This window comes from Pseudomonas sp. A34-9 (assembly GCF_029543085.1).
Taxonomy (GTDB): Bacteria; Pseudomonadota; Gammaproteobacteria; order Pseudomonadales; family Pseudomonadaceae; genus Aquipseudomonas.
Genome location: NZ_CP119967.1, coordinates 1,311,904 through 1,332,697, shown reverse-complemented (window position 1 = coordinate 1,332,697; position 20,794 = coordinate 1,311,904). Strand labels below are relative to the sequence as shown.

The following is a 20,794-nucleotide window of genomic DNA, read 5'->3' as shown; positions in this document are numbered from 1 at the left end:
CGGGATTACGCCTTCTTCTGGTGTTGAGCCAACGCTGCTTTGACAAAACCGCTGAACAGCGGGTGGCCATCGCGAGGTGTCGAGGTGAACTCAGGGTGGAACTGGCAAGCGACGAACCATGGGTGATCGGCCGCTTCAACCACTTCAACCAGCGCCGCGTCAGCGGAGCGGCCGGAGATTTTCAGGCCGGCTTCGATCAGTTGTGGCAGCAGGTTGTTGTTCACTTCGTAACGGTGACGGTGACGCTCGACGATCACGTCCTTGCCGTAGCAGTCGTGCACCTTGGAGCCGGCTTCGAGCAGGCAGTCCTGAGCGCCGAGACGCATGGTGCCGCCCAGGTCGGACGACTCGGTACGCACTTCAACGGCACCGGTAGCGTCTTCCCACTCGGTGATCAGGCCGACCACCGGATGGCCGCTGGCGCGATCGAACTCAGTGGAGTTGGCGTCTTTCCAGCCCATCACGTTACGGGCGAATTCGATGACCGCCACTTGCATGCCCAGGCAGATACCCAGGTACGGAACCTTGTTTTCGCGAGCGTACTGAACGGCGGTGATCTTGCCTTCCACGCCGCGCAGACCGAAGCCGCCCGGTACGAGGATCGCATCAACACCTTCGAGCAGCGCAGTGCCCTGGTTTTCGATGTCTTCAGAGTCGATGTAACGCAGGTTGACCTTGGTGCGGTTGCTGATACCGGCATGACTCATCGCTTCGATCAGCGACTTGTAAGCGTCCAGCAGTTCCATGTACTTGCCGACCATGGCGATGGTCACTTCATGTTCCGGGTTCAGCTTGGCGTCAACCACAGCGTCCCACTCGGACAGATCAGCGCTGCCGCATTGCAGGCCGAAACGCTCGACAACGAAATCGTCCAGACCCTGCGAGTGCAGGATGCCCGGGATCTTGTAGATGGTGTCGGCGTCTTCCAGCGCGATCACCGCACGTTCTTCAACGTTGGTGAACTGAGCGATCTTGCGACGCGACGAGATGTCGATCGGGTGATCGGAACGGCACACCAGCACGTCTGGCTGCAGGCCGATCGAACGCAGCTCTTTTACCGAGTGCTGGGTTGGCTTGGTTTTGGTTTCGCCGGCAGTGGCGATGTACGGCACCAGCGTCAGGTGCATCAGCATCGCGCGCTTGGCGCCGACTTCGAAACGCAGTTGGCGGATCGCTTCGAGGAACGGTTGCGACTCGATGTCACCGACGGTGCCACCGATTTCAACCATTGCCACGTCAGCGTCGCCAGCACCCTTGATGATGCGGCGCTTGATTTCGTCGGTGATGTGCGGGATTACCTGGATGGTTGCACCCAGGTAGTCACCACGGCGCTCTTTGCGCAGCACGTGCTCGTAGACACGGCCAGTGGTGAAGTTGTTGTTCTGGGTCATGGTCGTGCGGATGAACCGCTCGTAGTGGCCCAGGTCCAGGTCGGTCTCGGCGCCGTCGTGGGTGACGAACACTTCACCGTGCTGGAACGGGCTCATGGTGCCCGGGTCGACGTTGATGTACGGATCCAGCTTCAGCATGGTGACCTTAAGTCCCCGCGCCTCCAGGATGGCTGCCAATGAAGCCGATGCAATGCCTTTCCCCAATGAAGAAACAACACCGCCCGTGACGAATATGTAGCGCGTCATGAAAAACCCTAGAAGTCTGCGTTAAAGCGGTACGAGCCGCCGGGGAAAGCGAAGGAAGGCCGAAGCCCCCGATCACCTGCATTAATCACAGTGCACCTTTCAAAAAAACCGCCGCGTTGGGACAGACCGGCAGGTGAAACACCGGTACGTTGCTCGCTACACATTTTTTGGAATCGCCCAGCAAAGACTGCTTGGTAATCGGCAACTCCTGCAATTCAGGCGAATCCACAGAAGTTGTATCAAGAAGGGAGCGTAGTCTACCGGAATGCTCCTTTCAGCTCAAACCTTGATCTTCGTCTGTTGGCAGCCAATGCAATTTCCAGCCGTCCTGCACAGGCCCATCAAGTCCCGGCAGGTTCGCCACCGCGAGCAATTCTTCGCCGCGAAACAGCAGCGGCAATCTGCCACGGACGAAGCCCGGCACCGCGCGCTCATTGAGCAGGCGCTTGAGATCGCGGTGACCGCGATCCGCCAGGTGCATGACTTCGCCGCCCTGCCGACAGGCAATGCGCAACGGCCCGGAAGGCGCCTGCCCGCTGAACATGACACGGCCATTATCGGCCAAGCGTAGCGCTGACGACGGCGCTTGCCAGTCGGCACCGATCACTGGCGTGCGCAACCAGATGCCGCTCAGCCACCACACACGACCGGCGCTACGGTGCAGCTCGCCCTCAGCCAGCCGCCAGACGGGCGAAGCGTCGTGAGCGGCCTCGCACAGATCCGTCCATCCCGACCAATGGTCGCTATCGGGCAGTTGTGTGAAGGGCTCGAGCCAATGGCTGATCGCGTTTCGTTGGCGGGCGGCGGACAGTGCGGCGAGTGGAGCCAGTTCCAGCGACGGCAAACCCAGCCATGCGAAATCATGAGCAGTCGCGGCTTGCGCCAGGTCGATCTGCGCCAGTTCGTCGAGCAGCCCCTGCGCCTCACGCAGATGCGCGGCGCTGCGGGCCATGCTCGCCTGCGCTTGCGGCCAGCGACCGGTCAGCAACGGCATGATCTGATGGCGCAGATAGTTGCGCGAGAATTGCCGATCCTGATTGGACGGATCTTCGATCCAACGCAATTGATGAGCTTGCGCATACGCTTGCAGTTCGGCCCGAGAGATCCCCAGCAACGGACGAACCAGCGTGCCCTGCCCCACTGGCCGCTGCGCCGGCATCCCGGACAATCCGCGCACACCGGCGCCACGTAACAACCGGAACAGCAGCGTTTCCGCTTGATCATCGCGATGCTGGCCAGTGAGCAAAAGGTCATTGGCTGACGTCAGCGAACTGAACACCGCGTAACGCGCATCCCGCGCCGCGCGTTCCAGGCTTGCACCCGGTTGCACCGTCACGCGCTCCACTTGCAACGGCACACCCAGCGCATCGCAGACGGACTGGCAATGTTGTGGCCACGCGTCAGCCGCAGCCTGAAGGCCGTGATGGACATGGATAGCGCTTAGTGGAGGAACGGATTCGGATTTTGCGAGATGGGCGAGCAGATGCAGCAGGACAGTGGAATCAAGACCACCGGAAAACGCGATGCGCCAATGAGCGGCGTTGCGCCAAGGCTCAAGGTTGCGCAAAAGCCGGGAAGGCAAATCAATCATGGACTGACCCATATTTAACTCTTTGCCCCAAACGAATGTAGGAGTGAGCCTGCTCGCGATAGCGGTGTGACAGCCAACACATTGGTTGAATGTTACGCCCTCATCGCGAGCAGGCTCACTCCTACATGGGTATTGCGTTCGACTTAGAGACCGTAGCTCATCAGTCGATCATAACGGCGCTTGAGCAGCGCTTCGTTATCGAACTTCTTCAGCATCGCCAGTTGCGAGCTCAGCTCGGCACGGATCGACGCAGCCGCAGCGGCCGGATCACGGTGCGCACCGCCCAGAGGCTCGCTGATCACCTTGTCGACAATGCCCAGGCCTTTCAGGCGCTCGGCAGTAATGCCCATCGCTTCAGCAGCATCCGGCGCCTTTTCTGCGGTTTTCCACAGAATCGAAGCGCAACCTTCCGGCGAGATCACCGCGTAGGTCGAGTATTGCAGCATGTTCAGCTGATCGCAGACGCCGATCGCCAGTGCACCACCGGAACCGCCCTCACCGATAACGGTAGCGATGATCGGCGTTTTCAGGCGCGCCATCACACGCAGGTTCCAGGCAATGGCTTCGCTCTGGTTGCGCTCTTCAGCGTCGATGCCTGGGTAGGCACCCGGGGTGTCGATGAAGGTCAGGATCGGCATTTTGAAACGCTCGGCCATCTCCATCAGACGGCAAGCCTTGCGGTAGCCTTCCGGACGCGGCATGCCGAAGTTACGGCGGACCTTCTCGCGCACTTCACGGCCTTTCTGGTGACCGATGATCATCACCGGCTGGTCTTCCAGACGGGCGATGCCGCCAACGATTGCTGCGTCGTCAGAGAAGTGACGGTCGCCGTGCAGTTCGTCGAACTCGGTGAAGATGTGCTCGATGTAGTCGAGGGTGTACGGGCGTTTCGGGTGACGCGCCAGGCGTGCGATCTGCCAGCTGGTCAGCTTGCCGAAGATGTCTTCGGTCAGCGTTTTGCTCTTGTCCTGCAGGCGGGAGATCTCATCGCCGATATTCAGCGAATTGTCATTACCGACCAAGCGCAACTCTTCGATCTTGGCTTGCAGGTCGGCGATCGGCTGTTCGAAATCTAGAAAATTCGGGTTCATAGGCGTCCGTCTTGGGTCGTGTCCCAAATGAGCTTGGGCCGGCCGGTTGTCTATTCGCGCCCTACCTTAAGGGAGAGGCGCGCTGAGGTCGAGATTAAAAATTCAGGTTGCGGGCAAGCGCAGTGATGGCACTTGCCGGTCAACGGTATTGGAGGAAGACGTTGTCTCGCCCGAACTGGTCACGCAGAGCCTGAATCAAGGCATCCGCCGGGTCGATCCGCCACGTCTCGCCAAACTGCAGCAAGGTCTTGGCATCCGGGCTGGTGTACTCCATGGTGATCGGGCACGCGCCACGATGGCGCTTGAGCAAATCCCCCAACCAGCGTAGCTGATCGCCTTTCAGATCCTGGGTTTGCAGCTTCAGGCGCAAGCTCTCGGCGAGGTTGGTGCGGGCATCTTCCATGCTCATCACCCGCTTGACCCGCAGGCGCAGGCCGCCGGAGAAGTCGTCGTTGCTGACTTCGCCTTCGACCACCACCATTGCGTCGGTCTGCAACAACGATTGCGCAGAATGGAACGCATCGGCAAACAAAGATGCCTCGATCCGCCCCGAGCGGTCGTCGAGGGTGATGAAGCCCATCTTGTCGCCCTTCTTGTTCTTCATCACCCGCAGGGCAATGATCATCCCTGCCACGGTCTGCGTGTCGCGCGCCGGTTTCAGGTCGATGATGCGCTGGCGGGCGAAACGGCGAATCTCGCCTTCGTATTCGTCGATCGGGTGACCGGTCAGGTACAGGCCGAGGGTGTCTTTCTCACCTTTGAGGCGTTCCTTGAGGGTCAGCTCCTTGGCCTTGCGATGGGACGCATAAACGTCGGCGTCTTCCTCGACAAACAGCCCGCCAAAGAGATCGGCGTGACCGCTGTCGTGGGTGCGCGCGGTTTGTTCGGCCGCCTTGATCGCCTCTTCCATCGCCGCCAGCAGCACGGCACGGTTACGGTCGATATTGGCCTGGTAAGCCTTTTGCTCGTCGTGAAAGTACGGTCCCAGACGATCCAGCGCACCGCTGCGGATCAAGCCGTCGAGGGTACGTTTGTTGATACGTTTGAGGTCGACACGGGCGCAGAAGTCGAACAGATCCTTGAACGGACCTGCCTGACGCGCCTCGGTGATCGCCTCAACCGGGCCTTCGCCGACGCCTTTGATCGCGCCGAGGCCATAGACGATGCGGCCGTCGTCGTTCACCGTGAACTTGAACTCCGAAGTATTCACATCCGGCGCGTCGAGACGCAGCTTCATGGTGCGAATTTCTTCGATCAAGGTCACGACCTTGTCGGTGTTGTGCATATCCGCCGACAGTACCGCGGCCATGAACGGCGCCGGGTAGTGAGCTTTCAGCCACGCAGTTTGGTACGAGACCAGTCCGTAGGCAGCGGAGTGGGATTTGTTGAAGCCGTAACCGGCGAATTTTTCTACCAGGTCGAAAATGTTACCGGCAAGGTCGGCGTCGATATTATTGGTCGCGCAACCTTCGATGAAACCGCCGCGCTGCTTGGCCATTTCTTCGGGTTTTTTCTTACCCATCGCGCGACGGAGCATGTCCGCACCGCCGAGGGTGTAACCGGCCATGACCTGGGCAATCTGCATCACCTGTTCCTGATACAGGATGATGCCGTAGGTCGGCGCCAGAACCGGCTTCAAACCTTCGTACTGGTAATCCGAGTGCGGGTACGCCAGTTCGGCGCGACCGTGCTTACGGTTAATGAAGTCGTCCACCATGCCGGACTGCAGCGGGCCCGGACGGAACAGGGCCACCAGTGCGATCAAGTCTTCGAGGCAGTCGGGCTTGAGCTTTTTGATCAGCTCTTTCATGCCGCGCGATTCGAGCTGGAACACCGCGGTGGTTTCAGCTTTTTGCAACAGCGTGTAAGTCGGTTTGTCGTCCAGCGGGATAAACGCGATATCCAGCGGCGGCTCGTTGACCTTGGCGCGGTCGCGGTTGATGGTTTTCAGCGCCCAGTCGATGATCGTCAGGGTCCGCAGACCGAGGAAGTCGAACTTCACCAGACCGGCCGCTTCAACGTCGTCCTTGTCGAACTGGGTTACCAGACCGTCACCGGCCTCGTCGCAATAGATCGGCGAGAAGTCAGTCAGTTTGGTCGGAGCAATAACCACACCACCGGCGTGCTTACCGACGTTACGCACAACACCTTCAAGCTTGCGCGCCATCTCCCAGATCTCTGCCGCTTCTTCATCGACCTTGATGAAGTCACGCAGGATCTCTTCCTGCTCGTAGGCTTTTTCCAGGGTCATGCCGACTTCGAACGGGATCATCTTCGACAGACGATCCGCCAGACCGTAAGACTTGCCCTGCACCCGCGCCACGTCGCGCACCACAGCCTTGGCGGCCATGGAGCCGAAGGTGATGATCTGGCTGACCGCGTTACGGCCGTATTTCTCGGCCACGTAGTCGATCACCCGGTCACGGCCGTCCATGCAGAAGTCGACGTCGAAGTCGGGCATCGAGACCCGTTCCGGGTTAAGGAAACGTTCGAACAGCAGGTCGTATTCCAGCGGATCGAGATCGGTGATCTTCTGTACATAAGCCACCAGCGACCCGGCACCCGATCCACGGCCCGGACCTACCGGTACGCCGTTGTTCTTGGCCCACTGGATAAAGTCCATAACGATCAGGAAGTAACCGGGGAAGCCCATCTGGATGATGATATCCAGCTCGAAATTCAAGCGGTCGACGTAGACCTGGCGCTTGGCTTCGTAATCTTCGGTGGTGTCTTTGGGCAGCAGCACCGCCAGGCGTTCTTCGAGGCCGTCGAAGGACACTTTGCGGAAATACTCATCGATGGTCATGCCATCGGGGATCGGGAAGTTGGGCAAAAAGTGCGTGCCCAGCTTCACTTCGATGTTGCAGCGCTTGGCAATCTCGACGGTGTTTTCGATGGCATCGGGAATGTCACTGAACAGCTCGATCATTTCCTCGGCGCTTTTCAGGTATTGCTGGTCGCTGTAATTCTTCGAACGCCGCGGATCGTCGAGGGCACGGCCCTCACCGATGCACACGCGGGTTTCGTGGGCGGCGAAGTCTTCCTGCTTGATGAAGCGCACATCGTTGGTCGCCACCAGCGGCGCGCCCAGTTTATCGGCAAGCGCTACGGCCCCGTGCAGTTGCTCTTCATCGTTAGGACGATTGGTGCGCTGGATTTCCAGATAGAAACGATCCGGGAACACCGCCATCCATTCGCGCGTCAGGGCTTCGGCTTCGCCCGGGTTGCCGCCAATCATCGCCATGCCGATCTCGCCTTCTTTGGCGGCGGACAGCATGATCAGACCTTCGTTGGCCTCGGCCACCCACTCGCGCTCGACAATGATCATGCCGTTGCGCTGGCCTTCGATGAAGCCGCGCGAGATCAATTCAGTGAGGTTGCGATAGCCCTTGGCATTCATCACCAACAGACTGATCCGGCTCAGCGGTGCGTCCGGATCCTTGTTCGACAGCCACAGGTCGGCGCCGCAAATCGGCTTGATGCCGGCGCCCATGGTGTTTTTATAGAATTTGACCAGAGAACACATGTTGTTCTGGTCGGTGACCGCGACCGCCGGCATGTTCATGGCCGTCAGCGCCTTAACCAGTGGCTTGATCCGCACCAGCCCGTCGACCAGGGAGTATTCAGTGTGCAGGCGTAGATGAACGAATGAAGCCGGCATAGTGATCCTGTCCAGTTACATAGAGACAACAAGGCCCGGATTGTACCGGGCCTCGAATAAAACATCAGCCTTGCGACTAAACCTGCGTCAGACCTTCCAGCGCTTCATAAGCCTGACGCACCGGGGCGAACGAGCGCCGGTGAATCGGCGTCGGGCCAAGACGCACCAACGCTTCCAGATGAACGGGCGTCGGGTAGCCTTTGTGGCCACCGATGCCGTAACCCGGATAGATCAATTCGAATGCAGCCATTTCGCGGTCGCGGCTGACCTTGGCCAGAATCGACGCAGCCGCAATGGCCGGCACCTTGCCGTCGCCCTGCACTACCGCTTCGGCGCGCATCGGCAGCTGCGGGCAGCGGTTGCCATCGATCATCGCCAATTTCGGCTGAATGTGCAGGCCGGCGACTGCGCGCTGCATGGCCAGCATGGTCGCGTGCAAAATATTCAGCTCGTCGATTTCTTCGACTTCGGCGCGGGCAATGCACCAGCTCAGGGATTTCTCGATGATTTCGTCGTAGAGCTTTTCGCGCTTGGCTTCGGTGAGCTTCTTCGAGTCGTTGAGACCGAGAATCGGCCGATTCGGATCGAGGATCACTGCCGCCGTGACCACGGCGCCGCACAACGGGCCACGCCCGACTTCATCGACACCGGCCACCAGTTCTTCGACTTCGGCGACCAGGGTGAAATCCAGGCCCATCTGCATGCTTGCCTTGCTCATCGTGTCTGACCGATCAGGTTGAGGACGGCGTCCGCCGCCTGATTAGAGGCATCCAGCCGCAGTGTGCGGTGGATCTCGTCGAACCCGCGGGTCTGTTCTTCGCCACCTTCGATCAGCGGCGACAGGGTCTGCGCCAACGCTTCGACCGTCGCATCATCCTGCAACAATTCTGGCACCAGCAAACGCTGGGCCAGCAGATTTGGCAAGGACACGTACGGGCTCTTGACCATGCGTTTTAGGATCCAGAACGTCAGCGGGGCCAAACGGTAGGCCACCACCATCGGCCGCTTGTACAGCAGCGCTTCGAGGGTCGCGGTGCCGGAGGCGATCAGCACGGCGTTGCACGCGGCCAGGGCCAGGTGCGACTTGCCGTCGAGCAGGGTCACCGGCAGATCGCGACCCGCGAGCAGCTCTTCAAGCTGCGCTCGGCGTTCAGGGTTGGCGCACGGAATGACGAAGCGCAAGCCCGGGCGCAGGGCGCGCAGGCGCTCGGCGGTATCGAGGAAAAGCGCACCCAGGCGGGAAACTTCACCGCCTCGGCTGCCGGGCATCAACGCCACCAGCGGGCCGTCGGGCAGGCCCAGTTCGGCGCGCGCCGCAGCGCGATCAGCTTCCAGCGGAATGGTATCGGCCAGGGTGTGGCCGACGAACCGTACCGGTACGCCTTTCTCTTCGTAAAATCTGGCTTCGAACGGCAGCAGCGTCAGCATCAGATCGCAGCCTTCGCGGATCTTCAACACGCGTTTCTGGCGCCATGCCCACACCGACGGGCTGACGTAATGCACGGTCTTGATCCCGGCCTGACGCAGCTTGAGTTCGATATTGAGGTTGAAGTCCGGTGCATCGATGCCGATGAACACGTCCGGCTTCTCGGCGATCAACGTAGCGATCAGATCCTTGCGACGCTTGAGCAACTCGCGCAACCGACCAAGGACTTCCACCAGACCCATGACCGACAAACGCTCCATGGGAAAGTAGGACGTCAGGCCTTCGGCCTGCATCAACGGGCCACCGACGCCGATGAACTCGACCGCTGGGTGCTGTGTCTTGAGCGCACGCATGAGACCGGCGCCCAGAATGTCACCGGAGGCTTCACCCGCCACCAGCGCAATACGCAGATTGGCCATGATCAGCGAGTGATGCCGCGAGTCGACGACTGGATGGAGTCGCGGAATATCGCGACTTCCGGGAACTGCGCCGCAGGTTCGGCCAATTCAGCCAGCGCCTGTTCGACTGTGAGGCCCTGACGATAGACGGTTTTGTAAGCGCGACGCAGGGTGTGGATCGCGTCCTCGCTGAAACCGCGACGGCGCATGCCTTCGAAGTTCATGCTGCGCGCTTCTGCCGGGTTGCCGAACACGGTGACGAACGCGGGAACGTCCTTGCCGATGGCGGTGCCCATGCCGGAAAAGCTGTGCGCGCCAATGTGGCAATACTGGTGAACAAGGGTGAAGCCGGAGAGAATCGCCCAGTCATCCACATGCACATGGCCGGCCAACGCAGTGTTGTTGACCAGAATGCAGTGGTTACCGATGACACTGTCGTGACCGATGTGGGCATAGGCCATGATCAGGTTGTGATCGCCCAGCGTGGTTTCCGAACGGTCTTGAACGGTGCCACGGTGGATAGTCACGCCTTCGCGGATGACGTTGTGGTCACCGATCACCAGACGGGTTTCTTCACCCTTGTACTTCAGATCGGGCGTATCTTCGCCTACCGAGGAAAACTGGTAGATGCGATTGTGCTTACCGATGCGGGTCGGGCCTTTGAGGATTACATGCGGCCCGATCACGGTACCCTCGCCGATTTCCACACCTGCGCCGATGATCGACCACGGGCCGACCTCGACGCCATCAGCCAGAACGGCCGACGGATCGATGATTGCGCGAGGGTCAATCAAACTCATAGCTTGCGTTCCGCACAGATGATTTCAGCCGAGCAGACTGGCTTGCCATCGACCGAAGCCTGGCACTCGAACTTCCAGATCTGACGCTTGCAGCTGATGAACCTGGCTTCGAGGATCAACTGATCGCCCGGCAGCACCGGCTGACGGAAACGCAGCTTGTCGGAGCCAACGAAGTAATAAAGAGTGCCGTCGGCCGGTTTGACGTCAAGCATTTTGAAACCGAGGATCCCGGCAGCCTGAGCCATCGCTTCGATGATCAGCACGCCCGGCATGATTGGATGCGCAGGGAAGTGACCATTGAAGAACGGTTCATTGATGCTGACATTCTTGTAGGCGCGAATGCGCTTGCCTTCAGTGTCCAGTTCCACCACCCGGTCCACCAGCAGGAACGGGTAACGGTGAGGCAGGTATTCGCGAATCTCGTTGATGTCCATCATTTCGGGGGGAAGCCTATGTAAAGATTGGGAGCGCGACTGACGCGCACTCCTCTAGCAAATCAAGGAGGCAGTCTAGAGGCTGTGCACACTTGATATGGAAATGGTATCAGCCATCTGATGAAGCATTGCCGTCAGGGGTCACTTCCCCTACGCGCTTTTCCAGCTGTTTCAAACGTCGCGCGATGTCATCGAGCTGACGGATGCGGGCCGCGCTTTTGCGCCATTCGGCCGCCGGTTGCATGGCTGTACCGGAAGAATAGGCACCCGGCTCGGTAATCGAGTGAGTCACCATGGTCATCCCGGTGAGGAAAACGTTGTCGCAAATATCAATGTGGCCCACCAGGCCAACACCGCCGGCGAGCATGCAGTGCTTGCCGATCTTGGTGCTGCCGGAAATGCCGACACACGCCGCCATGGCGGTGTGATCACCGACCTGAACGTTGTGGGCGATCTGAATCTGGTTGTCGAGCTTCACGCCATTGCCGATCACGGTATCGGCCAACGCACCGCGGTCGATAGCGGTGTTCACGCCAATCTCGACATCGTCGCCGATGGTCACGCCACCAATCTGGGCGATTTTCTGCCAGATGCCTTTTTCGTTGGCGAAACCGAAACCTTCGCCGCCGAGCACGGCACCGGACTGGATAACCACACGCTTGCCGATGCGCACGTCGTGATACAGCGTTACGCGGGGCGCTAGCCAGCCGCCTTCGCCGATTTCACTGCGCGCGCCGATGAAGCAATGCGCGCCCAGTGTCACGTTTGCCGCGATCCGCGCACCGGCCTCGATCACCACGAACGGACCGATGCTGGCGGTTGGATCAACCACTGCGTCAGGCGCAATGACCGCCGACGGATGGATACCCGCAGAGGCTTTTGGCTTGGGATCGAACAGATGCGAGATTCGCGCGTAAGCCAGGTAAGGATCCGGCACCACCAACGCATTACCGGCAAAACCTTCGGCATCGGCTTCTTTGAGCAACAGTGCTGCTGCCTGCGAGCCGGCGAGGTATTTGCGATATTGAGGGTTTGCCAGAAAGCTCAACTGAGCTGGGCCAGCCTCTTGCAAAGTGGCTAGCCCAGTAATTTTCGTCTCAGGGTCGCCACGCAGGGTGGCGCCGAGGAACTCGGCCAATTGGCCGAGCTTGATATTCACGGTCATGGGTTACTTCAGCTGATTCATGCGCTCGATAACCTGGCGCGTGATGTCGTACTGAGGTTTGACATCGATCACTGCACCACGCTCGAACACCAGATCAAAACCACCTTTCTTGATGACTTCTTCCACTGCGCTATCCAGCTTCGGCTTCAGTTGCTTGAGCATTTCGCGGTCAGCAACGGCTTTGGCTTCGTTCAGTTCCTTGGACTGGAACTGGAAGTCACGGGCCTTTTGCTTGAATTCCAGCTCCAGACGCTCACGCTCACCCTGCTGCATTTTGTCGCCACCGGCCATCAGACGATCCTGGATACCCTTGGCACTGCTTTCCAGGGTTTTCAGTTTGGTCAGTTGTGGACCGAACTTCTTCTCGGCGTCCACGGCGTACTTCTTGGCCGCATCGGATTCCAGCAGAGCCATCTGATAGTTCAGAACAGCGATTTTCATGTCGGCAAATGCCGGGCCTGCCACCATCAAGGAGGCCAGGAGAACCAATTGAGTCAACTTACGCACGATGCACTCCTACAAAATCCATTGTCGTTATCTTGGGTCAGACGCTTAGAACGTCTGGCCGAGGGAGAATTGGAACACTTGAGTTTCAGCGTCATCCGGTTTCTTGATCGGCATGGCCAACGCAAAGCTCAGAGGACCCAGTGCGGTGACCCAGGTCACACCCACACCGACGGAACTGGCCATGTTGCTCAGGCTGATGTCGTTACACTGGGTGTTCGACTTCGAGCCGTTGGCGTTTGTAGTGTCCGAGCACTTGGAGTCAAACACGTTACCGACATCCCAGAATACCGAGGTACGCAGGGAGCGTTGATCTTTCACGAACGGCAGCGGGAACAGAACCTCGACACCACCCTGGATCAGGACGTTACCACCGAACGGCAGTGGATCCTGGTCCGGGTCAGCCAGCGTGCCCGGGTTGGTACCTTTACTCGGCGTACTACGTGGGCCGAGAGTACTGTCCTTGAAACCACGAACCGAGTTGAAACCACCAGCATAGTAGTTTTCATAGAACGGCAAGCCGTCGGTCGAACCATAACCGTCGCCATAACCCAATTCGGTATGCAGGCGCAGGGTGTAGTTCTCGCTGATCGGCTGGAACAGCTGACCGCGGTAATCCAGTTTGTAGAACGACAGGTCGCTGCCTGGAATGGTGGTTTCCAGAGTCAGGCTCTGGGAACGGCCACGGGTCGGCAGTACGCCTTTGTTCAGGGTCGATTCAGACCAGCCGGCCGAAGCCTTGAAGTTCAGGTACTTGTCGCCTTCTTTGTTAACGAAGTCGAAAATCTCGTCAACGGTGTAGGTACCGGTCTTGATCGTGTCTTGTTGAGCGGACAGGCCGAAGGTCAGACGCGAAGTCTCGCTGATCGGGTAACCAACGTTCACACCGGCACCCAGGCTGTCTACCGCATAGCTGGCTACGTCGACGTCGAGGTCTTTGTAGTCGGTGGTGCGATAGAACGCGTTGTAACCCAGGCTCACGCCATCGGCGGTCCAGTACGGGTCAACGTAGCCGAAGTTGTAGCGGCTCTGGTATTCGCTGCGGGTCAGGCCAACGCTGACGCGGTTACCGGTACCGAGGAAGTTGTTCTGGGTGATCGAACCACCAAGGATCAGACCGGCACTCTGGGCGAAACCGACACTGGCGGTAATCGAACCGGAAGCCTGTTCTTCAACGGCGTAGTTCACGTCAACCTGGTCGTCGACACCTGGCACGGCCGGGGTTTCAACGTTGACTTCCTTAAAGAAGCCCAGACGCTCAAGACGGGTTTTGGATTGGTCGATCAAGTAAGTCGAAGCCCAACCGCCTTCCATCTGACGCATTTCACGACGCAGCACTTCGTCCTCGGACTTGGTGTTGCCACGGAAGTTGATGCGGTTGACGTAGGCACGCTTGCCCGGATCAACGGCGAACAGGATGTCTACAGTGTGATCTTCATCGTGCGGCTGAGGTACGCCGTTGACGTTGGCAAAGGTGTAACCCTCGTTACCCAGTCGACGGGTGATCAGTTCGGACGTGGTGGTCATCAGCTTGCGCGAGAACACCTGCCCCTTCTGCACCAGCAGCAGGGATTTGACTTGATCCTCAGGGACTTTCAGATCACCGCTGAGCTTGACGTCACGAACGGTGTACTTCTCGCCTTCGTTGACGTTGACAGTGATGTAGACGTGCTTCTTGTCCGGGGTGATGGATACCTGGGTCGAAGCGATATCCATGTTGATATAGCCACGGTCCAGGTAGTAGGAGCGCAGACGCTCCAGGTCACCGGAAAGCTTTTCACGGGCGTACTTGTCATCGTTCTTGAAGAACGACAGCCAGTTGGTGGTTTTCAGCTCGAACAGATCGGTCAGGTCTTCTTCAGGGAAAACCGTGTTACCCACCACGTTGATGTGCTGAATGGCCGCAACGGTGCCTTCGTTGATCTTCACTTTCAGACCAACGCGGTTGCGCGGCTGCGACACCACTTCGGTATCAACGGTAGCCGAGTAGCGGCCTTGCGCGACGTACTGGCGTTGCAGCTCGTTACGCACACCCTCAAGGGTGGCGCGCTGGAAGATCTCGCCTTCGGCCAGACCGGACTGTTTGAGACCTTTCATCAAGTCTTCAGTGGAGATCGCCTTGTTGCCTTCGATCTCGATACTGGCGACCGACGGGCGTTCAACGACCGTGATTACCAGAACGTTGCCTTCGCGGCCCAGCTGGATATCTTGAAAGAAACCGGTTTTGAACAACGCACGAGTGGATTCCACCAGGCGACGATCATCCGCCTGCTCACCGACGTTCAACGGCAAGGCACCAAAGACGCTACCCGCGGAGACCCGCTGGAGGCCATTGACGCGAATATCAGAGATAGTGAAGGACTCGGCGTGAACTTCGGCGATCATCAATACGGTGAGAACCGCAGTTAGCAGCAGACGTTTCATGAAGTCCTTTCTTATTCCAACTGGCAATAAACAAACTGCCGCAAAATGCGGCAGATTCGCAATTCAGCGAAGCGTTACAGTCGACCCAGATCGTTGACCAGAGCAAGCAACATCACCCCGACCACCAAACTGATACCGATCTGTATCCCCCAACCTTGCACCCGATCCGACAAGGGACGACCACGCGCCCACTCGATCAGATAAAACAACAAATGCCCCCCATCCAGTACAGGAATGGGCAGCAAATTCAGAACGCCCAGGCTAATACTCAGATAAGCAAGGAAATTCAGGAAATCAGCGACACCCGACTGGGCAGAAGCGCCCGCCACTTTAGCAATGGTTATCGGTCCACTCAAGTTTTTTACCGAGAGCTCGCCGAACAGCATTTTCTTTAGCGAATCGAGCGTCAGGATGCTCATGGTCCAAGTGCGACGGGCACCCTCGCCAATAGCAGCCAGCGGCCCGTAACTGACCTCGCGAATCATCTCCGGCGGCCAGTCGACAGCTTTTACACCTGCACCCAGATATCCGCTTGGCGATTTGCTTTCACCGCGCGCCGCCAGCGTGACAGGGACGTCGATTTGAGCACTGTCGCGCTCGATGCGCAGCATGATTTTGGTATCAGGACGCGTACGAACCGTATCGACCACCTGCTGCCAGTCATTCAGCGCCTGGCCGTCGAGTGCCAACAGGCGATCACCTGTTTTCAGACCGGCAGCCTGAGCCGGGCCTTTCGGATCAAGTTCGGCAAGTACCGGTGGCAACGCCGGGCGCCACGGACGAATACCCAAAGAACGGATCGGGTCTGGCTCATCAGCACCTTTAAGCCAGTTATCCAGCTTCAGCTCACGCGGCGAATCCGCTGTCGAACCCTGCTCACGCACCAGCAACTGCAGAGAACCGCTTTCGCCCAGGCGCCGCACCAACTGCAGATTGACGGCCGCCCAACCGGTCGTCGGCTCTCCATCGATAGCGACGATTTCCTCACCTGCGCTCAAACCGGCACTGGCGGCGATACTGCCGGATTCAACCGCACCGATGACCGGACGCACCTGCTCGCTGCCGAGCATCGCCAACACCCAGAAGAACACCAGCGCCAAGAGAAAATTGGCAATGGGGCCGGCCGCAACAATGGCGATACGCTGACGTACGGATTTGCGGTTGAACGATTGATCAAGCTGATCGACCGGGACTTCACCCTCACGTTCGTCGAGCATTTTGACGTAGCCGCCCAGCGGAATCGCGGCAACCACAAACTCGGTGCCTTGCTTGTCGTGCCAGCGCAACAACGGCATGCCAAAGCCTACGGAGAAACGCAGAACCTTGACGCCACAGCGACGCGCGACCCAGAAGTGGCCGAATTCGTGAAAGGTGACCAGCACACCCAAAGCGATCAGGGTGCCGGCAATCATATAGAGCGCGCTCATCTATTTTCTCCGCAGTCCTGTTCAGTGCCGCGTGTAGCCATTGTGTAGCAAATTCTATCGATCGTGGCGCTTCAACCACTGCTCGGCCAGAACTCGCGCCTTGGCGTCTGCCGTAAATACGGCATCGAGATCTGCCAGCGCTACGACCGGTTCGAGGCTCAAGACTTCCTCGATGATACTCGCGATTTCCAGGTAACGAACCCGTCCGTCGAGAAACGCTGCCACCGCCACTTCGTTCGCCGCGTTGAGCATCGCCGGAGCGCTGTCGCCAGCCTCGGCCGCCTGCCGTGCCAAACGCAGGCAAGGGAAGCGCTGTTCATCCGGCGCTTCGAAGTCCAGGCGCGCCACAGCAAACAAATCCAGCGGTGCCACGCCGGAATCAATGCGCTCCGGCCAGGCCAGGGCATTGGCGATCGGCGTGCGCATGTCGGGATTACCCAACTGCGCCAGCACCGAACCATCGACATAATCGACCAGCGAGTGAATGACGCTCTGCGGGTGAATCACCACCTCGACTTGCGACGGCTTTGCATCAAACAACCAACAGGCCTCGATCAGTTCGAGACCTTTATTCATCATGCTGGCCGAATCGACCGAAATCTTGCGCCCCATAGACCAGTTCGGGTGAGCACACGCCTGCTCAGGTGAAACATGCGCCAGCTCGCTCATCGGCGTCTGTCGGAACGGACCACCAGAGGCTGTGAGTAAAATCCGACGGACACCGACCGAGCCCAATCCACGGGCAAAATCCTGTGGCATGCACTGGAAAATCGCGTTGTGTTCGCTGTCGATCGGCAGCAGTACCGAACCGCTCTTGCGCACCGCTTGCATGAACAAGGCGCCGGACATTACCAGCGCCTCTTTATTGGCCAGAAGAATCTTCTTGCCCGCTTCGACAGCCGCCAGGGTAGGACGCAGCCCTGCCGCACCAACGATCGCCGCCATCACTGCATCGACTTCCGGAGCAGCAGCGACCTGGCACAGGCCCTCCTCCCCCACCAGCACGCGGGTCGGTAAACCGGCAGCACGCAAATCATCCTGCAAACCCCGCGCAACGGTAGCTTCCGGCACCACGGCAAATTGCGGCACGTGACGCACGCACAAGGCGAAAAGCTCACTCAGGCGCGTGAAACCACTCAGCGCGAACACCTGATAACGCTCAGGATGGCGGGCAATGACATCCAGCGTACTCAGACCGATCGAGCCGGTCGCGCCCAGAACGGTGATCTGTTGAGGGCGACTCACGGTGCAGCCATCCACAGCAGCACGGCAAACACCGGGATGGCCGCTGTCAGGCTGTCGATACGATCAAGTACGCCGCCATGGCCAGGCAGCAGGTTACTGCTGTCCTTGATGCCGGACTGACGCTTGAACATGCTTTCGGTCAGGTCGCCCACCACGGAGATGAAGACGATCAGCGCAGCGCCAATCAAGCCTTTAAGCAACTCGGCGACGGTCCAGTCGCGGGCAAACGCGACAATGGCAGTAATCACCAGACTCAGCGCAAGACCACCATAGACGCCTTCCCAGCTTTTGCCTGGGCTGACGTGCGGGGCCAGCTTGCGCTTGCCGAATTTGCGACCGGAGAAATAAGCCCCGATATCAGCCCCCCAGACCAGCACCATCACCGCCATGATCAGCCAGTTACCCAGCGGGTACTGCTTGATCTGGACCAGGCCTTGCCAGGCCGGTAACAGAATCAACAGACCGATGACCAGCTTGGTAGCGGCGCTAGACCAATGCGCGCTGGATTGTGGATAGGTCAGCACCAGCCAGGTTGCCACCGCCCACCACAGCACAGAAGCCCCCAACACCCAGGGGGCAAGCCCGGGCAGGATGTACATGATAAACAGCATGAACGCGACCACGGCGGCAAAACCCACGCGGAACGCTTGCCCGGTGAAGCCTGCCAGACGCGCCCATTCCCACGCCCCCAGAGTCACGACCAGACCGATGAACAAGGCAAAACCGGAGCCTTCCAGCAGGAAAAACCCGCACAAGGCAATCGGCAGCAGGATCAGTGCAGTGATGATTCGTTGTTTAAGCATTAAACCCGGGCTCCAGCTTCGACCTGCTCGCTCGTTTTACCGAAACGACGCTGGCGTGAAGCGAAATCGGCCAGCGCATTGCGCATGGCATCGTGTTTGAAGTCCGGCCAGAACAGGTCGGAGAAGTACAACTCGGCGTAAGCCAGTTGCCACAGCAGGAAGTTGCTGATGCGGTGTTCGCCACCGGTACGGATGCACAGGTCCGGCAATGGCAGATCGCCGGTCGCCAGACAGGTTTGCAGCAGATCCGGGGTGATGTCCTCCGGGCGCAGGTGCCCGGCCTGGACTTCACGCGCCAGACGCTGAGCAGCCTGAGCAATATCCCACTGACCGCCGTAATTGGCAGCGATCTGCAGGATGAACCGGTTGGCACCCGCCGTCATCGCTTCGGCTTCACGCATTGCTGCCTGAAGCTCCGGATGAAAGCGCGAACGATCGCCGATGATGCGCAGGCTGATGTTGTTGTCGTTGAGGCGCTTGGCTTCACGACGCAAGGCCTTGAAGAACAGATCCATCAAGGCACTGACTTCATCGGCCGGACGCTGCCAGTTCTCACTGGAAAACGCGAACAGGGTAAGTACTTCGACCTTGGCCTCTGCACACACCTCGATCACGGCCCGCACGGCATCCACGCCCGCTTTATGCCCGGCAACACCCGGCATAAAGCGTTTTTTAGCCCAGCGATTGTTGCCATCCATGATGATCGCGACATGGCGCGGCACCGCGGACGGCGCAGTCTGCTTGGTCTTGTCCATTAAAAACTCGACCCTTATACGGCCATCAGGTCTTTTTCTTTCTCTTCCGTAGCCTTGGTGATCTGGGCTTCGGAATCCTTGGTCAGCTTATCGATATCGGCGATTGCACGACGCTCTTCGTCTTCGCTGATTTCTTTATCCTTGACCAGCTTCTTCAGCTCGCCCAGGGCATCGCGACGGATGTTGCGCACAGCAACACGCGCGTCTTCGGCGGCACTGCGCGCCTGCTTGGTGAAGCCCTTGCGGGTTTCTTCAGTCAGGGCAGGCATGGAAATCAGCAACAACTCGCCCAGGTTGGTCGGATTGAGGTTCAGGCCTGCGCTCTGGATTGCCTTGTCGACCGCTGCGAGCATGTTGCGCTCGAAGGCTACGACTTGCAGGGTGCGCGAGTCTTTTACAGTGATGTTGGCCACTTGGGTGATGGAGGTGTCTGCACCGTAGTACGGCACCATCACGCTGCCCAGGATGCTTGGGTGAGCCTTGCCGGTACGAATCTGGCCGAATGCATGGCCCAGAGAGTCCAGGGATTTTTGCATGCGCTCTTGAGCGTCTTTTTTGATTTCGTTGATCATTGTTGACCTTCCTCGATCAGGGTGCCTTCAGCGCCGCCATGGACGATGTTCAGCAGGGCACCAGGTTTGTTCATGTTGAATACGCGCAGCGGCATTTTGTGGTCGCGGCACAGGCAGATAGCTGTCAGATCCATTACACCCAGCTTGCGATCCAGCACTTCATCATAAGTCAGATGATCGAACTTCTCGGCATGCGGGTCTTTGAACGGGTCAGCGGTGTAAACGCCATCGACCTTGGTCGCTTTGAGCACGACATCGGCATCGATTTCGATTGCACGCAGGCAGGCTGCCGAATCCGTGGTGAAGAACGGATTGCCGGTACCGGCTGCGAAAATCACGACGTCTTTGGAGTTCAGATGACGCATGGCTTTGCGGCGATCGTAGTGATCCGTCACGCCAACCATGGAAATGGCCGACATGACGATGGCCGAGATATTGGCACGTTCCAGCGCATCGCGCATGGCCAGGGCGTTCATCACAGTGGCCAGCATGCCCATGTGGTCGCCTGTCACCCGGTCCATACCGGCTTTGCTCAGGGCTTCGCCACGGAACAGGTTGCCGCCGCCGATCACCAGACCGACCTGAACGCCGATGCCGACCAGTTGGCCAACCTCCAGCGCCATGCGATCCAATACTTTTGGATCGATCCCGAACTCTTCCGAGCCCATCAGGGCCTCGCCGCTAAGCTTGAGTAGAATGCGTTTATAGCGAGCCTGATAACCACTGCCCTGCTGAGCCATTGCGAATCTCTCCTGCGGCGTATTTAAAATTCTTTGCGAGCTGTTTACAGCTGGCGTTCACTCTAGCTTGGCGCTGCTTCAGCGCCATCGGAACATGGCTTTGTAAGTCAGTTCCAAGTGG

17 protein-coding genes are annotated in these 20,794 nt (G+C 58.8%); all 17 read right to left on the bottom strand.

Annotated features, from left to right (window positions below; translation table 11 throughout):
- Positions 1-5: 5 nt before the first annotated feature.
- The 17 genes from P3G59_RS05710 to pyrH all read right to left on the bottom strand — a co-directional run bounded on the left by P3G59_RS05710 (position 6) and on the right by pyrH (position 20,673).
- A complete protein-coding gene (locus P3G59_RS05710) occupies positions 6-1,637 on the bottom strand; it encodes a CTP synthase (RefSeq protein WP_093436570.1) in 1,632 nt (543 codons plus the stop codon).
- Between the two features lie 274 nt (positions 1,638-1,911).
- Positions 1,912-3,240: a tRNA lysidine(34) synthetase TilS gene (tilS, locus tag P3G59_RS05705; RefSeq protein WP_277760788.1), complete on the bottom strand. Its 1,329-nt coding sequence runs from the start codon at positions 3,238-3,240 to the stop codon at positions 1,912-1,914.
- A 131-nt stretch (positions 3,241-3,371) separates the two neighbouring features.
- Positions 3,372-4,319: an acetyl-CoA carboxylase carboxyltransferase subunit alpha gene (locus P3G59_RS05700; protein WP_277760787.1), complete on the bottom strand. Its 948-nt coding sequence runs from the start codon at positions 4,317-4,319 to the stop codon at positions 3,372-3,374.
- A 139-nt stretch (positions 4,320-4,458) separates the two neighbouring features.
- Complete coding sequence (dnaE, locus tag P3G59_RS05695) at positions 4,459-7,980, bottom strand: DNA polymerase III subunit alpha (RefSeq protein ID WP_277760786.1); 3,522 nt, start codon at positions 7,978-7,980, stop codon at positions 4,459-4,461.
- 76 nt (positions 7,981-8,056) lie between these two features.
- Positions 8,057-8,683: a ribonuclease HII gene (gene rnhB, locus P3G59_RS05690; RefSeq protein WP_007908845.1), complete on the bottom strand. Its 627-nt coding sequence runs from the start codon at positions 8,681-8,683 to the stop codon at positions 8,057-8,059.
- Positions 8,684-8,694: 11 nt separating this feature from the next.
- Positions 8,695-9,825: a lipid-A-disaccharide synthase gene (gene lpxB, locus P3G59_RS05685; RefSeq protein ID WP_277760785.1), complete on the bottom strand. Its 1,131-nt coding sequence runs from the start codon at positions 9,823-9,825 to the stop codon at positions 8,695-8,697.
- 2 nt (positions 9,826-9,827) lie between these two features.
- Complete coding sequence (gene lpxA, locus P3G59_RS05680; RefSeq protein WP_007908847.1) at positions 9,828-10,604, bottom strand: acyl-ACP--UDP-N-acetylglucosamine O-acyltransferase; 777 nt, start codon at positions 10,602-10,604, stop codon at positions 9,828-9,830.
- Positions 10,601-11,041: a 3-hydroxyacyl-ACP dehydratase FabZ gene (gene fabZ / locus P3G59_RS05675; protein ID WP_025110881.1), complete on the bottom strand. Its 441-nt coding sequence runs from the start codon at positions 11,039-11,041 to the stop codon at positions 10,601-10,603. Before fabZ ends, lpxA begins: the two co-directional genes overlap by 4 nt.
- A 106-nt stretch (positions 11,042-11,147) precedes the next feature.
- On the bottom strand, positions 11,148-12,203 hold the full coding sequence (gene lpxD / locus P3G59_RS05670; RefSeq protein WP_277760784.1) for a UDP-3-O-(3-hydroxymyristoyl)glucosamine N-acyltransferase: 1,056 nt from the start codon (positions 12,201-12,203) through the stop codon (positions 11,148-11,150).
- Between the two features lie 3 nt (positions 12,204-12,206).
- A complete protein-coding gene (locus tag P3G59_RS05665; protein ID WP_007908849.1) occupies positions 12,207-12,710 on the bottom strand; it encodes an OmpH family outer membrane protein in 504 nt (167 codons plus the stop codon).
- A gap of 45 nt (positions 12,711-12,755) precedes the next feature.
- On the bottom strand, positions 12,756-15,131 hold the full coding sequence (gene bamA / locus P3G59_RS05660; RefSeq protein ID WP_277760783.1) for an outer membrane protein assembly factor BamA: 2,376 nt from the start codon (positions 15,129-15,131) through the stop codon (positions 12,756-12,758).
- A gap of 74 nt (positions 15,132-15,205) precedes the next feature.
- A complete protein-coding gene (gene rseP / locus P3G59_RS05655) occupies positions 15,206-16,558 on the bottom strand; it encodes a sigma E protease regulator RseP (protein ID WP_277760782.1) in 1,353 nt (450 codons plus the stop codon).
- A 54-nt stretch (positions 16,559-16,612) separates the two neighbouring features.
- Positions 16,613-17,803, bottom strand: a complete 1,191-nt coding sequence (gene ispC, locus P3G59_RS05650; RefSeq protein WP_277760781.1) for a 1-deoxy-D-xylulose-5-phosphate reductoisomerase — start codon at positions 17,801-17,803, stop codon at positions 16,613-16,615.
- Positions 17,800-18,606: a phosphatidate cytidylyltransferase gene (locus P3G59_RS05645; RefSeq protein WP_277760780.1), complete on the bottom strand. Its 807-nt coding sequence runs from the start codon at positions 18,604-18,606 to the stop codon at positions 17,800-17,802. The genes ispC and P3G59_RS05645 overlap by 4 nt, the downstream gene beginning before the upstream one ends.
- Complete coding sequence (gene uppS, locus P3G59_RS05640; protein ID WP_007908854.1) at positions 18,606-19,361, bottom strand: polyprenyl diphosphate synthase; 756 nt, start codon at positions 19,359-19,361, stop codon at positions 18,606-18,608. The genes P3G59_RS05645 and uppS overlap by 1 nt, the downstream gene beginning before the upstream one ends.
- 14 nt (positions 19,362-19,375) lie before the next feature.
- Positions 19,376-19,933, bottom strand: a complete 558-nt coding sequence (gene frr / locus P3G59_RS05635) for a ribosome recycling factor (protein ID WP_277760779.1) — start codon at positions 19,931-19,933, stop codon at positions 19,376-19,378.
- The gene (gene pyrH, locus P3G59_RS05630; RefSeq protein WP_003222124.1) at positions 19,930-20,673 is read right to left on the bottom strand and encodes a UMP kinase; all 744 of its coding nucleotides are present in this window, start codon (positions 20,671-20,673) and stop codon (positions 19,930-19,932) included. Before pyrH ends, frr begins: the two co-directional genes overlap by 4 nt.
- Positions 20,674-20,794 lie beyond the last annotated feature (121 nt).